Annotated in this window: 22 protein-coding genes; 6 read left to right on the top strand and 16 right to left on the bottom strand. The window is 38.2% G+C overall.

Going from position 1 to position 23,667, the window contains the following annotated elements:
- Positions 1 to 45 precede the first annotated feature (45 nt).
- The 3 genes from AC6CH1_RS17595 to AC6CH1_RS17585 form a co-directional block, all read right to left on the bottom strand.
- A complete protein-coding gene (locus tag AC6CH1_RS17595) occupies positions 46 to 924 on the bottom strand; it encodes a polysaccharide deacetylase family protein (RefSeq protein ID WP_427713877.1) in 879 nt (292 codons plus the stop codon).
- A 133-nt stretch (positions 925 to 1,057) separates the two neighbouring features.
- The gene (locus tag AC6CH1_RS17590; RefSeq protein WP_251691203.1) at positions 1,058 to 1,726 is read right to left on the bottom strand and encodes a nuclease-related domain-containing protein; all 669 of its coding nucleotides are present in this window, start codon (positions 1,724 to 1,726) and stop codon (positions 1,058 to 1,060) included.
- Between the two features lie 59 nt (positions 1,727 to 1,785).
- Positions 1,786 to 2,505 (bottom strand): YjjG family noncanonical pyrimidine nucleotidase, encoded by a 720-nt coding sequence (locus tag AC6CH1_RS17585; protein ID WP_498318657.1) that lies wholly within the window; start codon positions 2,503 to 2,505, stop codon positions 1,786 to 1,788.
- A 132-nt stretch (positions 2,506 to 2,637) separates the two neighbouring features.
- Here AC6CH1_RS17585 and AC6CH1_RS17580 point away from each other — a divergent pair, with 132 nt between their 5' ends.
- Entirely contained in the window at positions 2,638 to 3,408 is a 771-nt protein-coding gene (locus tag AC6CH1_RS17580) for a TSUP family transporter (RefSeq protein WP_251691199.1), read from the top strand.
- A gap of 76 nt (positions 3,409 to 3,484) precedes the next feature.
- On the opposite strand, the gene AC6CH1_RS17575 is transcribed toward AC6CH1_RS17580, so the two are convergent.
- The 4 genes from AC6CH1_RS17575 to AC6CH1_RS17560 form a co-directional block, all read right to left on the bottom strand.
- Positions 3,485 to 3,955, bottom strand: a complete 471-nt coding sequence (locus tag AC6CH1_RS17575; RefSeq protein WP_498318656.1) for a DinB family protein — start codon at positions 3,953 to 3,955, stop codon at positions 3,485 to 3,487.
- 84 nt (positions 3,956 to 4,039) lie between these two features.
- Entirely contained in the window at positions 4,040 to 4,546 is a 507-nt protein-coding gene (locus tag AC6CH1_RS17570) for a DNA-deoxyinosine glycosylase (protein ID WP_251691195.1), read from the bottom strand.
- 75 nt (positions 4,547 to 4,621) lie between these two features.
- Positions 4,622 to 6,202 carry an amidohydrolase gene (locus tag AC6CH1_RS17565; protein WP_498318655.1) on the bottom strand — a complete coding sequence of 527 codons (1,581 nt, stop codon included), beginning with the start codon at positions 6,200 to 6,202 and terminating at the stop codon, positions 4,622 to 4,624.
- A 17-nt stretch (positions 6,203 to 6,219) separates the two neighbouring features.
- Positions 6,220 to 6,726 carry a putative periplasmic lipoprotein gene (locus AC6CH1_RS17560; RefSeq protein WP_251691191.1) on the bottom strand — a complete coding sequence of 169 codons (507 nt, stop codon included), beginning with the start codon at positions 6,724 to 6,726 and terminating at the stop codon, positions 6,220 to 6,222.
- 599 nt (positions 6,727 to 7,325) lie between these two features.
- Here AC6CH1_RS17560 and AC6CH1_RS17555 point away from each other — a divergent pair.
- Both AC6CH1_RS17555 and AC6CH1_RS17550 read left to right on the top strand, forming a co-directional pair.
- Positions 7,326 to 9,068 carry an ABC transporter ATP-binding protein gene (locus tag AC6CH1_RS17555; protein ID WP_498318654.1) on the top strand — a complete coding sequence of 581 codons (1,743 nt, stop codon included), beginning with the start codon at positions 7,326 to 7,328 and terminating at the stop codon, positions 9,066 to 9,068.
- Positions 9,065 to 10,801 (top strand): ABC transporter ATP-binding protein, encoded by a 1,737-nt coding sequence (locus AC6CH1_RS17550; RefSeq protein ID WP_251691188.1) that lies wholly within the window; start codon positions 9,065 to 9,067, stop codon positions 10,799 to 10,801. Before AC6CH1_RS17555 ends, AC6CH1_RS17550 begins: the two co-directional genes overlap by 4 nt.
- 47 nt (positions 10,802 to 10,848) lie before the next feature.
- Here AC6CH1_RS17550 and AC6CH1_RS17545 read toward each other — a convergent pair whose 3' ends face one another.
- Positions 10,849 to 13,050, bottom strand: coding sequence for an MMPL family transporter (locus tag AC6CH1_RS17545; RefSeq protein WP_498318652.1), 2,202 nt, complete (start codon positions 13,048 to 13,050; stop codon positions 10,849 to 10,851).
- A gap of 177 nt (positions 13,051 to 13,227) precedes the next feature.
- On the opposite strand from AC6CH1_RS17545, the gene AC6CH1_RS17540 reads away from it, so the two are divergent.
- A complete protein-coding gene (locus AC6CH1_RS17540) occupies positions 13,228 to 14,100 on the top strand; it encodes a MerR family transcriptional regulator (RefSeq protein ID WP_251691184.1) in 873 nt (290 codons plus the stop codon).
- Positions 14,101 to 14,233: 133 nt separating this feature from the next.
- Here AC6CH1_RS17540 and AC6CH1_RS17535 read toward each other — a convergent pair whose 3' ends face one another.
- From AC6CH1_RS17535 to AC6CH1_RS17505, 7 genes are all read right to left on the bottom strand, one after another.
- A complete protein-coding gene (locus tag AC6CH1_RS17535; protein WP_251691182.1) occupies positions 14,234 to 14,455 on the bottom strand; it encodes a YczO family protein in 222 nt (73 codons plus the stop codon).
- 87 nt (positions 14,456 to 14,542) lie between these two features.
- Positions 14,543 to 14,836, bottom strand: a complete 294-nt coding sequence (locus tag AC6CH1_RS17530) for an RNA polymerase alpha subunit C-terminal domain-containing protein (protein WP_427713899.1) — start codon at positions 14,834 to 14,836, stop codon at positions 14,543 to 14,545.
- A gap of 100 nt (positions 14,837 to 14,936) precedes the next feature.
- Positions 14,937 to 16,493: an alkyl hydroperoxide reductase subunit F gene (gene ahpF / locus AC6CH1_RS17525; RefSeq protein WP_353056587.1), complete on the bottom strand. Its 1,557-nt coding sequence runs from the start codon at positions 16,491 to 16,493 to the stop codon at positions 14,937 to 14,939.
- 210 nt (positions 16,494 to 16,703) lie between these two features.
- Positions 16,704 to 17,267 (bottom strand): alkyl hydroperoxide reductase subunit C, encoded by a 564-nt coding sequence (gene ahpC / locus AC6CH1_RS17520; RefSeq protein ID WP_087618112.1) that lies wholly within the window; start codon positions 17,265 to 17,267, stop codon positions 16,704 to 16,706.
- Between the two features lie 593 nt (positions 17,268 to 17,860).
- Positions 17,861 to 17,983 carry a hypothetical protein gene (locus tag AC6CH1_RS17515; protein ID WP_285848962.1) on the bottom strand — a complete coding sequence of 41 codons (123 nt, stop codon included), beginning with the start codon at positions 17,981 to 17,983 and terminating at the stop codon, positions 17,861 to 17,863.
- A 355-nt stretch (positions 17,984 to 18,338) separates the two neighbouring features.
- Positions 18,339 to 18,740: a DUF948 domain-containing protein gene (locus tag AC6CH1_RS17510; protein WP_427713905.1), complete on the bottom strand. Its 402-nt coding sequence runs from the start codon at positions 18,738 to 18,740 to the stop codon at positions 18,339 to 18,341.
- A 127-nt stretch (positions 18,741 to 18,867) separates the two neighbouring features.
- Positions 18,868 to 20,421 carry an NlpC/P60 family protein gene (locus AC6CH1_RS17505; RefSeq protein WP_498318650.1) on the bottom strand — a complete coding sequence of 518 codons (1,554 nt, stop codon included), beginning with the start codon at positions 20,419 to 20,421 and terminating at the stop codon, positions 18,868 to 18,870.
- A 347-nt stretch (positions 20,422 to 20,768) separates the two neighbouring features.
- On the opposite strand from AC6CH1_RS17505, the gene AC6CH1_RS17500 reads away from it, so the two are divergent.
- Entirely contained in the window at positions 20,769 to 21,503 is a 735-nt protein-coding gene (locus AC6CH1_RS17500; RefSeq protein WP_251691172.1) for a MerR family transcriptional regulator, read from the top strand.
- Positions 21,500 to 23,212 carry an ABC transporter ATP-binding protein gene (locus AC6CH1_RS17495; protein WP_498318649.1) on the top strand — a complete coding sequence of 571 codons (1,713 nt, stop codon included), beginning with the start codon at positions 21,500 to 21,502 and terminating at the stop codon, positions 23,210 to 23,212. Before AC6CH1_RS17500 ends, AC6CH1_RS17495 begins: the two co-directional genes overlap by 4 nt.
- A 95-nt stretch (positions 23,213 to 23,307) precedes the next feature.
- Here the strand turns inward: AC6CH1_RS17495 and AC6CH1_RS17490 are convergent, their stop codons facing one another.
- The gene (locus AC6CH1_RS17490; RefSeq protein ID WP_498318648.1) at positions 23,308 to 23,664 is read right to left on the bottom strand and encodes a hypothetical protein; all 357 of its coding nucleotides are present in this window, start codon (positions 23,662 to 23,664) and stop codon (positions 23,308 to 23,310) included.
- Between the last annotated feature and the right edge of the window lie 3 nt (positions 23,665 to 23,667).

The following is a 23,667-nucleotide window of genomic DNA, read 5'->3' as shown; positions in this document are numbered from 1 at the left end:
AAAAAAAGGAAATAGTGGTCACTACTCCCTTCAAATACTTTCAATCTATAATAGTTGGCTCGTTGTCACAAATTCATAGCCTTCTTCTTTTAAATACAATATGACATCCTCTAATGCATCTGCGGATTGCTGGTGAATATCATGCATCAAAATAATGCCATTGTCCTTTGCTTGTGCCTTTAAATTTGCCAATGTCTTTTTAGGTGTTTTATGCTGCCAATCAAGTGTATCGATATTCCACAGCACTGGCGTTAAATCAATCGACTCCCGTACTTTTTCATCCAATGCTCCAAACGGTGGACGATACATCGTAGGCGTCTTTCCTGTTGCATTACAAATTGCCTCGTTTGCCCGGTCAATTTCTGCCTGCATTTGTTGTACGTTTAGCTTCGTTAAATTTTTGTGGCTCCACGTATGATTGGCAATTTCATGACCGAAAGCATCCGCTTTTTTCACGACATCTGGATACTTTGCAGCATTTTGACCGATTACAAAAAATGTTGCTTTCACTTCATACTTTTGCAAGGTCATTAAAATTTGATTGGTCACATTTTTATGGGGACCGTCATCGAACGTGAGAGCAATTCTTTTATGACTGGCCTGCTGTTCTGCCTGTTTTTGCTGCTGGTCACTTTCTTGTACAACATCGGCCTCCTTATTATCCAATATATTTTCAACCTTTATGTATGTTGTACAATTTCTGCCCGGTGACCCTCCGTCATTCATATAATACGGCATCATTTTATTTAAGCTGCCGGACGACTTGTTTATATAATCATTGGAAGCGGACGGCTCATTATAAGTAGCACTTACCGTGACCGTTTTATTACTTGCATAAGTTGGCGGTGTATCGACCCATAGACGGAATCCGACAACTGTTAATATTCCACATAATATGCTGAGCACGGTTATTTTTTTGCCCATTCTACTACCCTCCTTTCCTCTTATATTTATTAGACGTATGAAGAGAGCAAAAAGTTGATAAAAATTTGGATTTTTTTATAAATTTTCCACATAAAAAAGCAAAGTAGAAAAAACTACTCTGCTCTCTTCCTTATTAATTTGTGGCTGTGACAGTTTTTGAACGTATTGTCGGATTTTTACCATGCATAAAGGTTTCTAATGTTGAGTACAAGTTTTCAATTTCTGTATCTGATAAACGTTTCCCTTCAATTGTTGTAGCCCATTTTTTTAATTCCGCAATTTTCAGCACTTCAACATTGGAAGATTGAATTTCAATCTGCTGGAATGAACAATCGTTCGCAAAAACTACCATTGTTTCAAAAAGCATACCATCTACTTCCGGCAACTGGTCTTTTAATGTATGGATTAAACGTTTTGTTTCATGGATTGGATTATTAAATACTTGTTTTTGATTTTTATGTAATAACTCAATCCATTCGATGCTCTGTTCCCGTCCGTTAATCCAGCCTGATTTCTTTTTCATATTCATTACATAAATCCCTGATTCATGAAGTAAAAGAGCATCAATTGTTTGAACTTCATTGTGAACAGGAAGCTGTAGATTCACCATTACTTTTTTTGTACCTTGAACATGCTCCAGTTCCTTTATAAGCTGATAGGATGTTCGGACACTTTTGTTCATAAGGACGTCAAAATACGAATAGCCGGTCAATTGATAAAATGTTGTATTGTCATGACTATATAATTTAAATATAAAGTAACCTATAATCGCAATTAGAACGACCAGTATAAATAGGGTCATTGCGCTCACTCCTTGCCTGCATCATCGCATTTCATTTTATATAACACTAAATACCTTTACTAAATTCCTAAAGGCTGTTGGGTGATGGCTTTATTACTGTTTATAACCGGTAAAAGCTGAGCCAGCTTTTGTATTTCATAAGTTGGGTGAATTGTTGATGGTACTGCATTCAACGGGTTAAGCCAGCATGTATCGATTCCGGCATTTGCACCGCCGATAATATCTGCACTGTAGGAATCCCCAATAATCATCGCCTTGTTCGGATCGAAATTCGGAATCCGTTCAAACACATAATCAAAAAATGGCTTCATCGGTTTTTGATAGCCAGTATTTTCCGAAACGAAAACTTGCTTAAAATAAGGTGCCAACCCTGTTACTTGGAGGCGTTTTATCTGTGTCTCCGCCAATCCATTCGATGTAATGTACAGTTCATAGTCAGGTGCCAATGTTCGAATCAGCTCCAATGCACCTTCAACAAACACTTTACTTTCTGCTAAATAGCCACGGTATTCAGCGTCCAACACCCTGCCATCCACTTCAACGCCAAAATGCTTGAATGTCTTTCCGAATCGGGTTTCCATTAAAAAGTCACGAGTAATCAACCCTTCCTCAAGCGAGCGCCATAAACCGGTATTAATCTCTCGGTAAACAGCTTCGATTTGAGGTGTTAATGGTAGCTGATGTGCTTCAAATAATTTCGGCAAAGCTAATCTTTCTGCAGCTTTAAAATCCAGTAATGTATCATCTAAGTCAAAAAATAAAAATTGATAATCCTTCATTTGTGTACTCCGTTTCCATTATACTAATATATTACCTTATCATAATCGAATCATAATTTTAACTATTTACACTACTCTTGATTTTCGATAGCATGAGTGTATTGCTCTATGTGAAGAAAGAAGGGTTCTTTTATGGGATTTGAGTTAGACCCACAACTAGTTATTATTTTAATTTGTTTTGGTTTTTTAGCAGCATTTATCGATTCTGTTGTGGGAGGCGGTGGCCTTATTTCACTGCCTGCATTAATGTTTGCAGGGCTAAGTCCCTCTGCAGCTGTTGCAACAAACAAACTCGCCGGGACAATGGGATCCTTAACGAGTACTATTACCTTTTATCGGTCTGGAAAACTGGATATTAAATCTGTCATGAAGTATTTCCCATGGGTTTTTATTAGCTCGATGATCGGGGCTTGGATTGTCCATTTACTTGATCCAAACTTATTGAAACCTTTAATGCTGATTATGCTGGCAGCTGTAGCTGTCTATACAATTTTCAAAAAAGATTGGGGCAGTATTTCGGCGGTCAAATCACTTTCAACGAAAAAGTATATTTTATTTTTCTTAGTGATTTCACTGATTGGTTTTTATGATGGATTTTTAGGCCCTGGTACTGGGTCATTCCTGATTTTTGCATTTCTGATGGTCGGCTATGATTTTTTAAAGGCAGCCGGTAATGCAAAACTCCTTAACTTTGGGAGTAATATCGGGGCGCTTTTAATGTTTATCTATTTAGGGCAGATTAATTATACATACGGTTTGATAATGGGGGCCGCTCAAATTGTCGGAGCGATTGTCGGTTCACGGTTTGCAATTAAGCGTGGAAGCGGCTATGTGCGTGTCCTTTTCATCATCGTCACAATTACATTACTTGCAAAAAATAGCTATGATTTCTTCCTGAAATAAATTTACTGGATGTCCAACGTATACTTGGGCATCTTTTTCATTTAAAAAGCCCCGAAATATATTCGGGGCTGAGTTCTTATTGCATTTCTTTTGTAGGTCCCATTACTGGAGGCACTGCTAAGCCTGCTTGGCGAAGTAATACTGTCATTTGGCCAATATGATGTGTTTGGTGTGAGATTACTTTGCTGAGTAATTCTCCGCGCTTCATCATTCCTCCAAAAGCAGGTACTTCTTCTAAAAGCTGTTCCTCTGTTAATGCTGCCGCTTCTTTTTTATACGCTTCGCGCACCATTTCATACTTCTCTATAATTCCAGCCATTGTTTCTGGCTGTGGCATATCAGGACCTGGGCCCGGAATTTGCAATCCCGCAAAATGGCCGAATGCGCCTGCTACACTCACTAAATGCCATGATAACCATCCTAATGAATTGTGCTCATCTACGATGGCAATATGCATTTTGTCATCCGGAATAGCTTGCATTACTTTCAATGCACCCTTTGATGAAATCGCCCAATCTTTTACAAAATCTTCAGCTACACGATACATAAATAATTCCCCTTTACTACGATTTGTTTTTATCATACCGAATAAGATGGCATTGCGCTATCAATCAACCGTTAAGAATTTTGATTACGATAAAAAATCTAGCACGATGCTCCATATTTCTACTTTTTCATCAAAGGTTTTAATATTCTTCCCTGGAATCGGACTTGTTGATGGCATCTTTTTGTACGCTCGACCGTCCAATACTTCGAGACCTATATGTCTTTTAAAAACATCGAAGCTTTTCCCGCCATTAAATAGGACAAGCTGTATTTGCGGGTATTTTTTAAAAAGCTCTGAAAAGTTATTCGGTACCTCATTTTTTATTGTTGCATCAAGGCTGCCTTCGCGTTCACAGCTTTCAATTGAATCCCATAGCCCTATACGATGTTTACGAAGAAGTGCAATTCTTTCGTTATAGTCTTCCGGAATATCGGTTGCTAGAAGCTTTCCTATAATCGGCCAAAAATGATTCCGTCGGTTGCCGTAGTATTGCTGTTTTTCCAGTGACTGCTTTCCTGGCATTGAGCCAAGAATAAGCACTTTTGTTTTTCCATCCACAATCGGAGGTAATATATTTTGGATTAGCTCCATCACAACTCCCACCATTCTTTACAATTATTTTAATGATAAAAGAACCACATAAAAGTATGCGGTTCTTTCACTCTACTATTCATTTTTATATACAATTGTTCCATCAACAACGGTCAATAATGCATTCGCCTGTAGAATTTCTTCAGCGCTACAGTTCATTAAATCCGTATCGAGTATTGTAAAATCCGCATCATATCCTTTTCGGATATAGCCACGTTCGTCTTCTTTACAAATTGCCTCGGCACTTCCAACCGTGTACATTTTCACTGCCTCATAACGGGAAACCTTTTGCTCACGGTTATAACCTTCATGTGTATCTTTTGGCTTCTTTCGCTCGACTGCCGCATAGATTGTTTCAAATGGACTCATCGCTTCAATCGGCGCATCGGTACCTGCCGCACATATGAATCCCTCATCTATAAACGTTTTCCAAGCATAATGATGACCGGCACGGTTTTCACCAAGCTTCTCCGTTACCCATGGATAGTCTGATGTAACAAAGGCCGGCTGCAAATCCAATATAACCTGCAGCTTCTTCATTCGGGAAAGCTGTTCTTCTGATACGACGCAGCAATGGATCAGGCGATCACGCTTCCCGTCAGCTACAGGATATTTTTCTAGATACTGAAGCACCTGTTCCATTGCACCATCACCGATTATATGAATGGCTACCGCTTCATTATATTTTCGCGCTAACTGAATGAGTGCTTCCATTTGAGCATCCGTATGAATGAGCATCCCTTTATTATGTTCATCATTTGCATAGGGAGCCAATAGTGCTGCAGTAGATCCGCCTAATGACCCATCTGCGAAAATTTTCATCGCACCTTGTTCGATATATGGCTCATTAAATTGCGCATTATTCTTGATCATTTCCTCAAATACTGCATGATGACGTAATAAATTGACGCGGAAATGCTTCCGTTCACCAACAACGCGATGATAGGCAGTTAATGGATTCATATAATGACCATAATAACTCATTTCTTCAGTATGTCCGCCAGTTAAACCATAGGATTGCATATGTTCAATAGCCAGCTGCAAGGACTGCGCCAAGCTTTCAATATAGCTTTCCCCCTCTTGTTTTAATAGTGAAGATACTAGATTCGTTGCCTGTTCGTACAACAATCCGTTTAGCTCACCGTTTTCATGACGACCAATCTTTCCGCCTGCTGGATCTTCAGTATTTATTGTAACCCCCGCCAAATGGAGTGCAGATGAATTAACTAAAGCAACATGGTGACACACACGGTTAAGGAACAAAGGGGTATTCGTGACAGCATCTAATTCTTCTTTTGTTGGAATACGGCCATCTGTAAATTGATTTTCATTCCAACCCTCCCCAATGAGCCACTGCCCATCCTGAAGTTGGTCTGCCGCATTTTTAACCAGCTGTACAAGCTCTACCCCACTTGTTGCTACTGTCAAATCAAGACGCATCAACTTTTCACCGTGTCCAATCATATGGAGATGACTATCTACAAAGCCAGGGTACATAACTGCGCCCTGCAAGTCGATAACTTCATCTGCATCTACTAGTAAATCGTCGAAAGCCCCTGTCTCCACGATTTTACCATCATGTACAAGCACTGCCTGCACGGTCGCACCTTCTTGTTCCATCGTATATATCGTGCCATTAGTCCATAGTTGCTTCATCTTCAGCTATCCCCCGTCTACATATCAAAATCTTGTCGTTTATATGGTAGTCCTATATTCATATGATCTAGCACTGGTTCATCCGATCCTTTATAAAGAAACGTTATATCCTGCAATTCAGGTAAGTTCTCAAAATAAGAACGCGCTAACGTTTCAACAAACATATTGGCACCTGCAGACCCTTGAATTGTATAAATATCATCACCTAAATTAAGCAATAAGCTTTTATCTTCGTTTTCCATCGTATAATCCAGCAGCTCTACATCATGTTCATTTACTTTTGAGTAAATAAACGGTACTAGTTCTTCTTCACCGCTATCATAATTTTCATCAAATGGAACGGTATTTTCAGCATTTTCATCTGATTTATATAATGTAATCTTTTCCTCTTTCACTTCAGAGCTACCCTGTGTCACATTATCTGAATTATTTCCCGGGACATTATTTACATCATCACTCGTCTCTTTTGTCCCGCATGCTGCGAGCACAAGCGTAAATAGCATGACTAGTAACAATTTCTTCATCGTTGCCTCACTCCTTTTGATGTATTACTTTCAAGATACAGAATAAACAAACAATTTTCAAACTTCCGGCGGCTTTTTTCCGCGGACCTTTTATACCGAAAAATGACTAGGCCTATTAAATTATAAGAAAACCAATAAATTACAACACTGAAAATAAAATGTTTTCAAAAAATATTGACAACAATAATTGCCTCCACTAATATTAAGGAACACTAAATAAATTAAAACGAGGAAAGGAGTTAAGGGATATGAACACATCAATTGTGAATGTACACATTTCAACAGCGACAATTTCATATTGCCCTAACCTGAACTTTTGTTTTAATTTTGCACGTACATGTAAATAAAAGGCACAGGTGTGGATTCCCCTGTGCCCTTTTTCGTTTTGACACCTTTTCGAAAAATCGGAATAGGTGTCTTTTTTGTTTACATTGTGCCGACGTTTAAATACGCCTTAAGAAATGTATCGTGCATTTTAGTGTAACAAAATTTTAGGAGGGCCTTATATGACTATCTTTTTGCAACGAAAACTATTAAAAATGGATCGATATGATGACGGGTAGCAACACAATCAACATTGAAGAAAGAGGGTATATGTAATGTTTAATGTATTTGTGAAATTAAAATGGTTTTTAAAAATGTATCGTAAGCAGTATACAATTGCGATTGTACTCCTTATGCTGGCGAGCTTTATCGAAGTTTTGCCTCCATGGATTTTAGGGGAAGCCATTGATGACATGACAAATGGAGATATGGATCAGATGCAGCTGATGAAGTATGTAGGCTTCGTTATTGGCGCTGCCATCGTGAGCTATGCTTTAAACTTCATATGGCAATATCAGTTATTTGGAGGTTCCATTACGCTTGACCGTATTTTGCGAAAAAAACTGATGCATCAATTTTTAAAGATGACCCCGACGTTTTATGAAAAAAACCGTACTGGTGACTTAATGGCCAAAGCTACAAACGATTTAAATGCAGTTACATTAACTGCCGGCTTCGGTATTATGACCCTCATTGATTCGACGGTTTATATGGCGCTGATTATTTTAGCAATGGGCTTTTTCATCTCTTGGAAGCTGACATTTTTTGCGATGCTCCCAATTCCAATCATGGCTATAATCATTCAATATTTAGGGAAAATTGTTCATGAACGCTATATGACAGCACAGGATGCATTCGGTGAGATGAATGACAATGTTCTGGAATCTGTTGCGGGAACTCGTGTAATCCGCGCATATGTTCAAGAAAAGAAGGATGAAGAACGCTTCTCGGAAATGAGCGAGAACATTTTTGCTAAAAACATGCGCGTCGCTTATATTAACGGACTCTTTATGCCAATTACGAAAATTGGAACTGGTATTTGTTATGTCATCGCATTAGGTTACGGTGCTGTTCTTGTTTCAAATTCTGAACTAACGGTCGGCCAGCTCGTTTCATTTAACGTATATTTAGGGTTGGCAATTTGGCCAATGTTTGCAATTGGCGAGCTTATTAACGTCATGCAGCAAGGAAGTGCTTCGCTAGACCGTGTACAGGATACATTGGAATATGAAGCGGATGTACAAAATCCTCCTTCACCAATGACGCATCATGTACCGAATTCTATCGGGTTTTCTGAGTTTACATTCCAGTACCCTCTATCTCAGGTGAAAAACTTGCAGCAAATTTCACTGAACCTGAAAAAAGGGCAAACTCTTGGTATTGTCGGGAAAACAGGTGCAGGTAAGACAACATTTATTCGTCAGCTGTTGCGAGAATATCCGTTAGGCAATGGGCAAATTGCCATTAATGATACGGACTTGGCACAAATGACAAAAGAACAAATATTGGACTGGATCGGCTATGTGCCACAGGACCATGTACTATTTTCCCGTACAATTCGTGAAAACATTTTATTCGGAAAAGAAAATGCTACGAACGGTGAAATCGAAGAAGCCATTCGACTGGCAGACTTTGAAAAGGATTTATCAAATTTACCGCTTGGCATTGAAACACTTGTCGGTGAAAAAGGCGTATCTTTATCAGGTGGCCAAAAACAACGTGTATCAATTGCACGTGCATTGATTAAAGATCCGGAAATTTTAATTTTGGACGATTCTTTATCTGCTGTCGATGCGAAAACAGAATCAAAAATTATTGAAAATATACAAACAGAGCGCGCTGGAAAAACGACGATTATTTCAACTCACCGCCTGTCAGGTATTCAGCACGCGGATGAAATAATCGTGCTGGATGATGGTTATATCGTTGAACGAGGTACACATGAAGAGCTCCTACGCTTAGGTGGTTGGTACAAAGAGCAATTTGACCGCCAGCAGCTTGAGGAGGTGGAGCAATGAGTACATCTAAACGACTGTACCTGTATGCTTTAAAATTTAAAAAACCGATTTTAATCGGGTTAGCTTTATTAACAATTGCGGTCGCAACTGATATTGCAGGACCGTTCATCGCAAAATATATTATCGACCATTACATGGAACCAGGGAATCTGCAAGTTGAACCAATCGCAATACTGCTGTCGATCTTCTTCTTGTTATCTGTGCTGACTGCTGTGTTCCGTTATTTAATGTTCATCTTTTTACAACGCGGTGCAAACTTTGTTATTCAGCAGTTACGAAAAGATGTATTCGGACATATTCAAAAGCTGCCAATTGAATACTTCGATAACTTGCCGGCCGGTAAAGTCGTTGCCCGTGTCACAAATGATACAGAGGCAATACGCAATCTGTATGTAACTGTACTTTCGCAATTTGCGAACAGCTTTATTACCATTGCAGGGGTATATATAGCTTTATTTATTTTAAATTGGAAAATGGCACTTTTCGCTCTATTACTCATTCCGATTGTTTATATTTGGATGATTTTATATCGAAAATTCGCTTCACAGTACAACCATATTATTCGAACAAAAATTGCGGATATTAATGCAATGATCAATGAATCAATTAATGGGATGACGATTATTCAGGCATTCCGTCGTGAAGAACAGATGAAGCAGGAATTCGACGAGATGAATGATGAACATTACAAATACAATCGTAAGCTTTTATTGCTGGACTCCGCGACATCACATAACCTTGTCAATATTTTACGTCTTGGAATGTTTGCCGTTTTCGTTTATTACTTCGGCACCCAATCCATGACATTACCTGAAGCTGTAACAGCCGGTACGCTATATGCGTTTGTTGATTATATTACGCGCCTGTTCAATCCGATTACGAACTTAGTCAACCAGTTCTCCCAGCTTGAACGATCTCTTGTAGCAGGGTCACGTGTATTTGAACTGCTCGATCAGCAAGGGGAATCTGTAAGTACAGAACGAATTGAACGTTATAAAGGGAATGTTGTGTTCGATCATGTATCATTCGCCTATAAAAATGATGAATATGTATTGAAAAATATTCACTTTGAAGCAAAAGAAGGCGAAACAATTGCACTTGTCGGCCATACAGGATCGGGGAAAAGTTCGATTATGAATTTACTATTCCGCTTCTATGATCCGCAAAAAGGCCGTATTATCATTGACGGGAAAGATATTACGAAGCTTCCGCGCCAAGCGATTCGTGAGCATATGGGAATCGTATTGCAGGATCCGTATTTGTTCACTGGAACGATTGCTTCGAATGTTAGCCTCAATGATAAGCGAATTTCAAGAGAAACCGTTGAAAAAGCGCTTGAAGCAGTCGGAGGTGAACGTGTTTTATCAAAATTCGAAAAAGGAATTGATGAGCCTGTAATCGAAAAAGGAAGTACCCTTTCATCCGGTCAGCGCCAGTTAATTTCGTTTGCGCGTGCGCTTGCATTTGATCCGGCTATCCTTATTTTGGATGAGGCGACATCAAATATTGACTCGGAAACAGAGGAAATTATCCAACATGCAATGGATGTACTGAAAAAAGGTCGTACAACGTTTATTATTGCCCACCGACTTTCCACTATTAAAAATGCAGATAAAATTTTAGTATTGGATCGTGGTGAAATTGTTGAACAAGGCAGCCATGATGAACTTGTTGCACTTGGCGGCAAGTATGAACTCATGTATCGCCTGCAATCCGGTTCATTAACTTCTTAAAAAAAGAAGCGTATAGCCCCTTTCATCAAGGAGCTATACGCTTTTTGCTATTCTTTAAGCTTTTTGTTCGGCCAGTATGACCATTTACCAAACACCGTAATTAGAGCCGGTACGAGTAATGGACGTACGACAAATGTATCAAGCAGTACCCCTACCGCTGTTACGATACCGAATTGTACTAATAGCTGGATTGGTAATGTCGCTAATACAAGGAATGTACCTGCTAAAATGAGTCCAGCAGATGTAATAACCGCACCTGTTGAAGCAATACCATTTGAAATGGCCTGCTTATGCGCAATACCACGCTTACGGTTTTTCCATATATCAGAAATCATGAAAATATTATAGTCGTTACCTAATGCGATAATAAATACAAAACTGTACAGTGGAATCGCACTAGCCATCGCTTCATGTCCTAAACCGTAATGGATAATCAACCAACCTGCACCTAAAGCAGAGAAGAAAGATATTACTACCGTTACCATTAATTGAATCGATGTGATTAAAGCACGTAAGTATGCTAATAATACGATGAAAATAATAATAATCATGACAGGTTGAATAATATTTTCATCGCCCGACTGAACGACTTTTGTATCTAGTTGAGAGCTCGTTTCGCCCCCGATCCAGAATTGGCCGTCTTCCAGATTGTTATCCGCAAGAATTCCTTTAACATCGTCCTTCATTTGTTCAACATCGTTCATCGCTTCATTCGAGTATGGATTTTTATCCAAATCAATTTCATAAAGTTGGATGTTGTTATTTGTTTCACCTGTACGCATTTCTTTTACGACACCGACATACGGGAGTCTTAACAGTTGTTCTGTAATATCCAGATCAGTATCTTCACTGTCTACTAACAACTGAACCGGTGCCAATTCACCTGGTGTAAAGTTTTCTTCAATGATTTTAAATCCTTCACGCGAAGGCATATCTTCAGGGAATGAGGAAATTAAATCGTAATTGTATTTAATATTTGTGGAAGTGAATGCTAAACCAATTAAAATTGCTCCTGCAACAATTATGACAAGCCATGGTTTCGAAGTAACAAATTCACCGACCGCGCGCATATAACGGTGATTAGGTTTACGTTGTTTATATGGTTTGTTTTTCTTTTCAGCATTTGCTTTTTCAGCTTCCTCTGTACGAGGAACAAACGGCCAAAACGCTGCGCGTCCTAAAATACCAAGAACAGCCGGAAGTAATGTTACTACTGCAAAACCTGTAATTAATACACCAAAGCTGAACGGAACAGCAAAACGCTGGAATGCGCCGTAATCCGCCAATGCCAATGTCGCTAAACCGATTACTACTGTTAAGCCACTCATTACAATTGCGCCTGTTGATTCACGAACAGCCGATGCCAATGCTGTAAATTTATTATCTTCAGTCAGCAGTATATCTCGGTAACGTGTAATTAAGAATAAACAATAGTCCGTACCTGCACCAAACAATAATACAATCATAATCGCTACCGCTTGTGCATCTTTAGCGATCCATCCGTTTTCAGCCATCACGCCCAATAATGGACTTACAACTAAATACGCTACCCCTACAACAATTAACGGGATAATCGCTAAAATTGGTGAACGGTAAATGACTAATAAGATGACTAAAATGATAATTACAGTGGCAACCATTAGTTGTACATCAGCTGCTTTGAAAAGATCTGTCGCATCAATCGAGATACCAACGGGTCCGGAGAATCGAGCATGAAGCCCTTCATCATCTAAATTAGTATCATATGGATTTTCGCCAAATTGTTTTTCTGTACGTTCTTTAATAATCGCTAAATTTTCTTTTAGAACATCTGAATTTTTTTCTGTTGAGAAGAAAACAGGTGTGACAAGTGCTGCACCGTTCTCAGAAAGTGACCCCATCAATGCTTGAACGGGAAGATCATGGAATGGCGGGATTGTTTCCTGCCCATCTAACGGTTCATCTGCCAGTTGTTTGTATAACCCTTTAATATTTGTCAAATCTTCTTCTGTAAGACCTGATTCGTTATACCAAGTAATTAATAGCGGAATCCCACTATCAGAAGAAAACTCTTCCTCCATAATTTTTCCCGCTTGAATTGATGTATAAGTATCAGGGATTTCATCGCCCACAAAGTTTTCAACACTATTAATTTGCGGGAAGATAAGTGCAAATAAAACAGCAAACATAATCCATAAAGCCAAAACGATCCAACGTGTTTTCTTACCCCCCATTACACTTCCCCATTTTTCCAATGGATGTTTAGACATCACATAACCTCCTCTTATTTTCCTCTTCCAAATATTACAAAGTAATTATGCTTTTTAATAATACCCCTTACTCCATATTATACAAACATTGTACAACACACGAAAAACATTTGACAAGTACTTTCTTTTTCGGTTGAATAGAGTTTAACAAGGATTCCTTTTAGGAGGTGGTAAAATATGACTAAAAAAACTTACTCGATACAACAAGTATCCAACTTAACGAATCTTTCTAAACAACTGATCCGAAAATGGGAAGATCGTTATCAAATCATTCAACCTGATAGATTAGACAATGGATACCGCGTATATACGGAAGATGAAGTTCAAACGTTAATGCAGCTGAAACAATATATAAATAGCGGTATGACGATTAAACAAGCGGTAGATCACTATATCAAAAATAAGGATGTACCAGAAGCTGATCCTGTATCGTTTTTCCACAAGGCACTAATTCAAGCCGGCACCGAAGCAAACGAGCATGAAATTCTGCATTTGCTCGAACAGGCTCACCATAAATTCGGTGTAGAGAAGCTGATACGGGACATTGTCGTTCCCTTCCTTCATGAAGTTGGACAGCTTTGGTGCGAAAAAGCATGGGGTGAATACCAAGAAGCAATAAGCAGTCAAACAGTACGTGACTTTTTAAGCCACCTTCGTCGACATTTTTATGTTCCGGACGATGCGCCACTAGCATTAGGGAGCTGTCTACCTGGAGAGAGACATGAAATTCCAATGCAAATTCTGCTTATCCAATGTATGTTGCGGGGTTACCGCACACTAATGCTCGGCCCTTCACCGGCTCCAACAGCAATTCAATCCGCTATCGCATTAAAGAAGCCTGCCATTGTACTGCTGACAGGATCTACCGAGATTGCTTACAATGAATTTGCCCAGTCCATTCATACACTTGAAAAATTGGCACAAGTTCACGAGCATATTTCTTTTTATATCGGTGGCGCAGGAACAGAACTTTTTTATGAACAATTCCAGTTAAAAGCATTAAAATTGGCAAGAACAATTGATGATATCCTTCCTCCCGCCAACCTTTAGCAATGTTCCATACCAAGCTCGCTGTATTTCTGTTTACAGCGAGCTTTTTGCTCACTTTTCCGAAAAGAAAAATTGACCACTTTGCCTAATTTGCAAAATGGTCAATCCTTTTGTAATTACTATTATTTAAAATTTATGCGTCTTTCGTTTCGTCCGGCTGGTTTTTACGCTCACTACCGGAAGTAGTCTTCGTGTTCGCACGATATTTCTCATCTTTTACTTGGTCATTCAATTCTTCCATCGGAATTGGATCCACAAATTTCATTTCCTCATCTATATCGAAAATGCTTTCCTTTTCGGTATTCAATAAATCCGGATTGTCGAGCTTTTTATGCTTTATTTTATCGTCTTTCATTTATAAAAGCCTCCTTTTCGAATAGTCTCTTATCTATTACCCGAAAATAGAGATGATTACACTTTTAGTTTTAAGCAAAACCCTTTTTTAACTTTTAAAATTTACGTTTTTCTCGGCCATCGCATGTTTTAATGTAGGCAAGGAAGAAGGTCCAATCCCATGTAATTGTAAAATTTCTTTTTCCGTATATTCAGCAAGGTGCTCCAACTCTGTAATGCCTGCGTTTATTAATGCATTACGCGCAGGTGAGGATAAACGAGATAAGAATCCTTCTGATGGTTTATTCGCCTGCTCACATTTAGGGCAAGTTCCACAATCTGTACTTTTATAATACCGGTGACCCATTGGACAAATACGCAATGTCCGTTCCCTTTCCACCATTCACATCAACTCCTGTTTCAGTTAAATTCTTATCTAATCACCATTATTCTACCCTTAAAAAAAAATCCGTTGCACGATTTTACGTACAACGGATTTTATATTATGCTTCTACAAATTCACGTGAATCAACATTACGGATCATATAGTCAAATGCCCCTAAAGCAGCTGTTGCCCCAGAGCCCATTGAAATAACAATTTGCTTGTAAACCGTATCTGTGCAATCGCCTGCAGCAAAGATCCCCGGAACATTAGTTGCACCGTGCTTATCAATAATAATTTCACCATGCGCATTCATCTCTACTGCGCCTTCAAGGAACTCTGTATTTGGCAATAAACCAATTTGAACGAATACACCTTGTAATTCGATATGCTTTTCTTCACCTGTAACAACGTCTTTATACGTTAAACCATTTACTTTATCAGTTCCTGTAATTTCAGTAGTTGAAGCATTTGTAATAACTGTAACGTTTTTTAGACTGCGAACGCGTTCTTGAAGCACTTTATCCGCCTTCAACTCACTGTTACGTTGTAGTAACGTAACATGATTTACAATACCCGCTAAGTCGATTGCCGCTTCTACACCTGAGTTACCGCCACCGATTACCGCAACATCTTTCCCTTTGAAAATCGGACCATCACAATGAGGGCAATACGCAACGCCTTTATTTTTAAATTCTTCCTCACCAGGCACCTCAAGTTGACGATAACGAGCCCCTGTAGAAAGGATAACTGTTTTCCCTTTTAATACCGCTCCATTTTCTAACGTCACTTCAATTAGATCTTTTTTCTCGATTTTTGCTGCACGTTGTGATTTCATCACATCGATGTCATAGTCCAATACATGTGCTTCCAAGCTCGAAACAAATGCAGGGCCTTCTGTAGCCTTTGTCCCAATAATATTTTCAATTGATAACGTATCGTTAACCTGACCACCGAAGCGTTCTGCTACGATACCTGTACGAATTCCTTTACGTGCTGAATAAATAGCAGCCGCAGAACCTGCAGGACCGCCACCCACTACTAATACATCAAAAGCTTCTTTATCTGCAAATTCTGAGCCGTCCGATACTTCACCCAACTTCGTTAAAATATCTTCCAACTCCATACGACCGCCGCCGAAGTTTTCGCCGTTTAAATATACAGTAGGCACCGCCATAATGTCTCGATCTTTAATTTCAGTCTGGAATGCTCCACCTTCAATCATTGTGTTCGAGATGTTCGGATTTAACACTGCCATAATGTTTAGTGCCTGCACAACATCCGGACAGTTATGACAAGTTAAACTCACGTACGTTTCAAATTTCAATGGATGCTTTATCGCCTGAATGCGTTTTACAACAGCTGCATCGATTTTTGGTGCACGGCCTGAAACTTGTAATAGTGCTAAAACTAATGATGTAAATTCATGACCAAGTGGTAATCCAGCAAAAGTAATACCAGATTCACTTTCGTCTATTTTATTGATACTGAAACTTGGTGTACGTTCTAATAATGCATGTTGCACCGTAATACGAGGAGACATCTTTTCCAACTCTTCAACTAAATTGAGCATTTCTTGCGATGTTTTGTCATCACTAACACTCACTTTAATTAGTAAATCACCTTCCAGCATTGATAAATACTGCTTTAATTGCGCTTTAATCTGATTATCTAACACTGCACAAGCTGCTGTATGAATACCACTTATTGTTCCCTCCCGAAAAATAAGTGGATTATTCTCTCTCAAATACAGCAAGCCTCTCACCTCTTTCCAATTAATTTTAAAGATAGAGAGCTTACCTTTCTTTCTCCAGTTAAAAACAGAGCGACAAAACCAAGCCATAACGGTTGTTTTTGTCGCTTACTTGTTTGTTATTTACTACTCAGATTAGATTTTACCTACTAGATCTAAGCTTGGCGTTAACGTTTCGCCGCCTTCTTCCCATTTAGCTGGGCAAACTTCACCTGGATTGTTACGTACATATTGAGCTGCTTTAATTTTGTTTACTAAAATTGAAGCGTCACGGCCGATACCGCCAGCATTAATTTCTAATGCTTGTACAACACCATCTGGATCGATGATGAATGTACCGCGCTCTGCTAAACCATCTTCTTCGTTTAACACGTCAAACGCCTTAGAAATTGTATGAGATGGGTCACCAATCATGATGTACTCAATTTTACCGATTGCTTCAGAAGTATCATGCCATGCTTTATGTGTGAAGTGTGTATCCGTAGATACTGAGTAAACTTCTACGCCTAAAGATTTTAAAGTAGCATATTCGTTTTGTAAGTCTTCTAACTCAGTTGGGCAAACGAATGTGAAGTCTGCTGGGTAGAAGCATACTACTGACCATTGTCCTTTGAAGTTTTCTGAAGTTACGTCGATGAATTCACCTTTTTGGAATGCTTTCGCAGCGAATGGTGCGATTTCTTTACCGATTAATGCCATTTTAAAATTCCTCCTATATAAATATCAATGAAATAATTATTATAAAATAATTATTATTACCATCTAAAATTATCTTATATTAGTTATATTTCGTCAACCTTCTACAACTTAAATTCCGTGAATTCTTCTATATAAATCACAAATTCACGTCACATAAGAACAAGAAAGGAATTTCTACGCAACAAAATAGTACTTAAAAACAAAATCATGTCTTTAAAGCGTTATTTCTGTATATTCACCTCACTCAATTATAGTTATTAAATTTATAATATTATCCTCTCCAGCTACAACCTGCAGCAAGCACTCTTTATAATAGTCGCCATTCTCGTTTAACGTATCCTTAATACAATAAACGAGAAAACGGACCAATCTACTCTCAGTATTCCCTTCCAAATAAAAAAAGTCGATGCAGAAAGCTTTCACTTTCTGCATCAACCTTTCTTTAACTAGTTGGTAAACGATAGGACAGCATTTTTATACTTAGCTAAAAATGCGGCAGCCTCGCTTTTAGTTGTGTATTCGAACATACGAATGTCATTAGGATTATTGAACACTGTTACTACCCACATATTTTACCGCTCCCTTTCCATTCTTTATTTTGTATATGATAATATTGCGTTTTTATATTTTTCTAATTTTGAAGTCGCTTCAATTTTCGTCGTATATTCGAATATACGAATATCGTTTATATCATTAAATACTGTTACTACCCACATGTTTCATTTCTCCTTTTTTATAACACTGTATTATAAATAGTCGATTCTCCCGTGACAGTTGTAGATTGTTATATAACACACTTGCTGTTTTCTATTTTACTCTATTTTAATTAAAAAGAAACCTCCTAACCCCTATTTTCACAATACGTTCATAATTTATCTGATTTCTTTGAACACTTTGTGAAAGTCCTGAAATTCATGTTTTAAATAAAAAAGAGAAGAATAGAAGATAAGCTAGCAAGTTCTGTTCTAGTACAGAATAATAACGCTTACATAAGAAATTACGTTTATATTTATTTCTTTTTTTATGTAACAAAAAAGGGATGTACAGAAAATTTGTACATCCCTTTTCCTATTATGCTTTTCGCTGAATAATACCCATTGCGGTATTGGTCCAACGTTCTACCTCAGCTTGTAGATACGGATCATTGTTTGCTTTCTTCATAGCCTTCACAGTCGCATCGTGTGACACATCGCTCACTTGGTCCAATACTTCACCTGTATGTTTGACGGATTGAATGACAGACTGGACAGATTCTTTTTTATATTCAATATCTGCCATCATACGATTGACTGTTGTTGTTAATTTCGTTGTTTCGGTTTGAATAGGATTCAGCTGTTTTTTAATTCCTTCAGCATGTGCCAACAGCAGTGTAACAACTCTTTTTATTGGTCCAATTACAACAATAATACAGACGATTAACAGAACTACAGCAATTCCCAATATAACGAGGGCTGCTATTAACCACGGATTCATAAAATATGCCTCCTTATTAAAATTCCTTTATTCCTTACATATACCCAACTTACTCCTAACAATACACTAAATATTTTGTCATGTAAGTTAAAAAGAAACGGAAAATTTTTATTTTATTCATGCCCTTTTATAAATAACGTCTTGCACCTGAGTAGTTCTTTTTATAAACACCATTGTTCATTGATTCGATTTTCACTTTCGATGCGTAGTGTGGTGCATGCAACATTTTGCCGTCACCGATATAAAGGCCAACATGGTACACTTTCCCCTTGCCGCCATTATACGCAAAGAATACAAGGTCCCCAGGCTTTAAATTTTTCTTCGCAACAGCTTTACCACCTGTTGCCTGATAGAATGAATCCCTCGGAATCATGATGCCGTGTGTGCGGAATACCGCATATAAAATACCCGAACAGTCATAGCCCCAGGCAGAGGTTCCTGCCCAAAGATATGGTAAGCCCAAATAACGCTTCGCTTCGTTAATGATTGTATTAGCTGTCGGTTTTGGAACATCGCTATAGGATGCATAAGATTTTGCCGCACTTTTCTTTAGTAGTTTAACCCCGTCACCCGGTGTTTCTACATAATAGTACTTTGAAGTCTCATCAATTACCGGCAAAATTGTTGCATAACTGATTTGTAAAAATTTCGTTTTCGCATCTTTTTCTAAAAGATTCGTTTTATCTGCAGTAATAATCGCAATGCCGCAATCATCATAATTTTTGTTCGTTGCCACAACATGAGATTGTGGAACCCATCCAGGATAACCTGCCTTTAAATATGGTACATATTGATCTTTTGCCGCGACACGTTGCCATTTCCCTTTTGTTTCAAGCAATGATACTTCATCGCCATACAACGCTTGGGTATCTGTACGTCCAACAAGCCATTTCTTTTGAGATAAACTTAATGATGAGATCCATTTTTGCATTTCTACCGGGTTTTTTGTCGAAGGATAATCAACAGCACGCGCCTGGTTAGGTTTATTCCATAAATTTGTTACTGCAACATCAACTACATAACGTTTTTTCGCTGTTTCTTTTACACAGCTTTGGAACACAGGCTGTTCAGGTTCAGTAGGTCTTAATGATGGCTCAATAATTCTTGCAAGGTAAGAAACAAAATCCCCGCGAGTCATCATTTCGCTCGGATTGAATTTTTGATTTTTTGCCGGGTATACAATTTTATTTGCTATTAATGCTTGAATTGCAGGTACAGCACTATGATTTTTTGTAATATCCGTATATGGAATTGCCTCCGATCCACTTAACTGAAACGCAGGTACCAAAATCTTTACCGCCTGTGCACGCGATAATTTTGCATCCGGATTAAATTTACCTTCAAACCCTGTCATCATGCCAAGCTCAGTTATTGCTGCAATGACAGGCATTCGCGAATCCTCTGCAGGAATGTCTAAATATGTAGGAATTGTACTCATTTCTAAATCAATTTGCAGTGTACGTACGATAAACTCAGCCACTTCATAACGTGTAATCGGATCATCTGCACGAAAATTATCGTTTGGTGACAGTACCACTCCACCTAAATTATTTAACACTGTAAGTTCTTCATTTAATTTAGAGTCATCTTTTACGTCCGAAAACATTTGGGCATAGCCTATATTTGTAGCTGCTGCTAACAGGAAACAAATCACCCCAATTTGAAGTAAAATTTTCCTCATTCTTTTTATGTTCCTACTCTCCATTTTTCCTTAACCTCCATAATATAAAAATTTACCTATCAATCTCTATACGCCCTTACCCTTCCTTTCTAAATAATAGTATTTATTGTAATTTTTTTCTATGTTATTTCGCTACTATTTTTAGATTTTTACAAATTTTTATTATCCCCTCTAAATTAATTAGTTCATATTTAGTCAATTTTTTTTCACGTGGAACATAATGTGACAACTTTCGATAAATTTGCACATTATTTTTTATCGCAAATTCATCATTTTAATTTTTTCGAATCTTTTCATTGCATGTTACGTTACGTCAGCTTTTATACTACATATAAGGAGTGAGGGAAATGTATTCAATCGGGGAATTTTCTAAAAAGACCGGCATTACGATTCGTACTTTGCGTTATTACGGAGAAAAGGGTTTATTAATACCTGCCAGTATTTCTGAAGGCGGACAGCGCTATTATAATGATGCTAATATCATCACTGTCCAAAAGATCGTGACTTTCAAATATCTTGATTATTCTCTAGAGGAAATTAAAGAGCTGCTCAAAAAAGATGATTCTTTGCTTCAATCTTTGGAACATCAAAAGTTGCAGTTAATAAAGAAGAAAAAACAGCTGGAACAAATGCTTGCAACAATTGATACAGCAATTCACATTCACCAGGAAAATACGGCTGTCGACCCCACTACATTACTGCTCATCATTCATAGTTTACTGACAGAGGATGCCCAGAAGGATTATTTAAGACAGTATATTCCGGAGCCGCTAATTGAACAGATATACAGTTTTTTAGATATGAATTTTATCGAAATTAATCGACGTTATATTGAAAGTCTCTATGAAATTAAACAGGCTTTCCTGCATCCGCCAGAAGACACGGAACTAACACAACTGATCGAACAGTTATTTTCCATTATTCCGCCAGAACTGACGAAAAGTTTAGCGCAGGAATTTGAAAAACATCCAAATATTGATTTTGATAATTGGTTATTTACAATTCCGCTTTCTAGTGAGGAAGAAAATTGGCTCTTGGATCAAGCTGCACGATTGAAAATACTAGAGGGGGTTATTACATGAACGTTCAGCTAAAGCAATTATGGGAACTCATTAAAAAAAGCAAATTCCCCAAAAAACTCGTCATCTTTGTTTTTATATTAAGTATTATCGAAACACTCGCTTCACTTGCTGTACCATTATTTACGATGAATATGATCAACGATTTTTCGACTATAGGTTTTGCTTGGACAGCGGTCACTGCCGTTGCTCTAATTTTAGTCATACAGGCGGTTCTTAGTGGGTTGACTTATTTTCTAATGCGTATGCTCGGGGAACGGATAGTCGCGAATTTACGAAATACACTTTGGCAGCATATTTTACATTTAAAAACCCCTTACTTTGATGCCCACGAATCCGGGGAAACGATGAGCCGTATTACACAAGATACAAGCGTCGTAAAAGAACTTGTAACAGATCATCTAGTAAGCTTTGTATCGGGCATTTTTTCTATAATCGGTGCGATTGCAATTTTACTTTGGATTGACTGGAGAATGACGCTTCTTATGCTAATAGCCGTACCGCTTGCGATATTTGTTACATTGCCACTTGGACAAAAAATGCATAAAATCGCTAAAGCCAATCAAGACGAACTCGCTTTATTCAGTGGGCATCTTGGACGGGTATTATCTAATATCCGACTTGTAAAATCTTCTCAAACCGAACCATTGGAAAAAGAACGGGGTGAAAACCGGATTGAACAGCTTTACCATTTTGGTTTAAAAGAGGCCAAAATCCTCGCTATTTTATCACCGATTATGACGCTCATTATGATGATTGTGCTGATTCTTTTATTCGGATATGGGGGCACACAAGTATCTTCAGGAGCAATTTCTTCAGGGGAACTTGTTGCGATTATGATTTACCTTGTGCAAATCATCATTCCATTTACACAAATGGCAACTTTTTTCACAGCCTTACAGAAAGCACTTGGTGCAACAGAACGTATTCAATCAATCATTGCTCAGGCAACCGAAAAGATATCCGGTCTTTCAATTCCTGCGGTGGCACAAGATATCATTTTTCAAAATGTAAAGTTTCAATATGCCGAGCAGCCTATTTTAAAAGGGATGAACTTTACGATTCCATCTGGCAAAACTACCGCATTTGTAAGCAGTAGCGGCGGCGGGAAAACGACGATGTTTTCGTTAATTGAGCGCTTTTATGAAGTAACAGAGGGCAAAATTTTATATGGACAGACAAATATTGAAAAGTATGATTTATACGAATGGCGGAAACTGTTCGGTTATGTGACACAAGACGCGCCCCTTATGAATGGATCGATCCGCGAAAATGTTTTATATGGTCAAAACGAAGCAAATGACGAACAGGTAGTGGAAGCATTGCGAGCCGCCTATGCCTACGATTTTGTAATTGCACTTGAACAAGGAATCGAAACAGAAGTTGGTGAAGGCGGCATTAAACTGTCAGGAGGACAAAAGCAGCGGATTGCGATTGCCCGTGCAATTCTACGCAATCCTCAAATATTACTGCTTGATGAAGCGACATCGAATTTGGACAATGAATCTGAACGTGAAGTCCAGCTTGCTTTACAGGCATTGATGAAAAACCGAACGACTGTCATTATCGCACATCGTCTTTCTACAATTACAAATGCCGACCAGATTTTATTATTTGAAGACGGGCAGCTGTCAGGTGCAGGTACTCATGGAGAGCTTATTATCTCACATTCATACTACAAGCAGCTATGGTCTAAAATGCAAGTGATTTAGCATGAAAGGTGCTCGAAGGAAACTTCGCAGCACTTTTTCCTCTATAGAAAAACACGCCAAAAGTTAATTTACTTTTGACGTGCTGTATTTTATTTCTAAGCTTTCAATTGAGCAAACTGTATATGTTTACAATGTTTTTTCAAGATATCCAATACTTCATTTAAAAAACTAATTTCATCTTTTTCAACCATCCAGGCGTTTTCGTCATGCTGAGCAACATACGTACTGCTTACATATGGGGCATTTTCCGCTGTAATCAGACGCACATAACCGAATGTCATACCGGCTTCTTTATAATCCACTCTCAATATATCTTCGTATGAAATAGTTTTCATCCGAGGTTTAGATTTATTTATAAATAGAAACTTTTCACCAGCATAGTCAATTGTTATTTCTGTTTTATCAAGTATCACCTTGTAGCCACCAAATAATCTAAAGCTATATGTTTTCATCGT

This window comes from Solibacillus sp. GQ1 (assembly GCF_059758555.1).
This window is presented reverse-complemented; position numbering and strand designations above follow the sequence as displayed.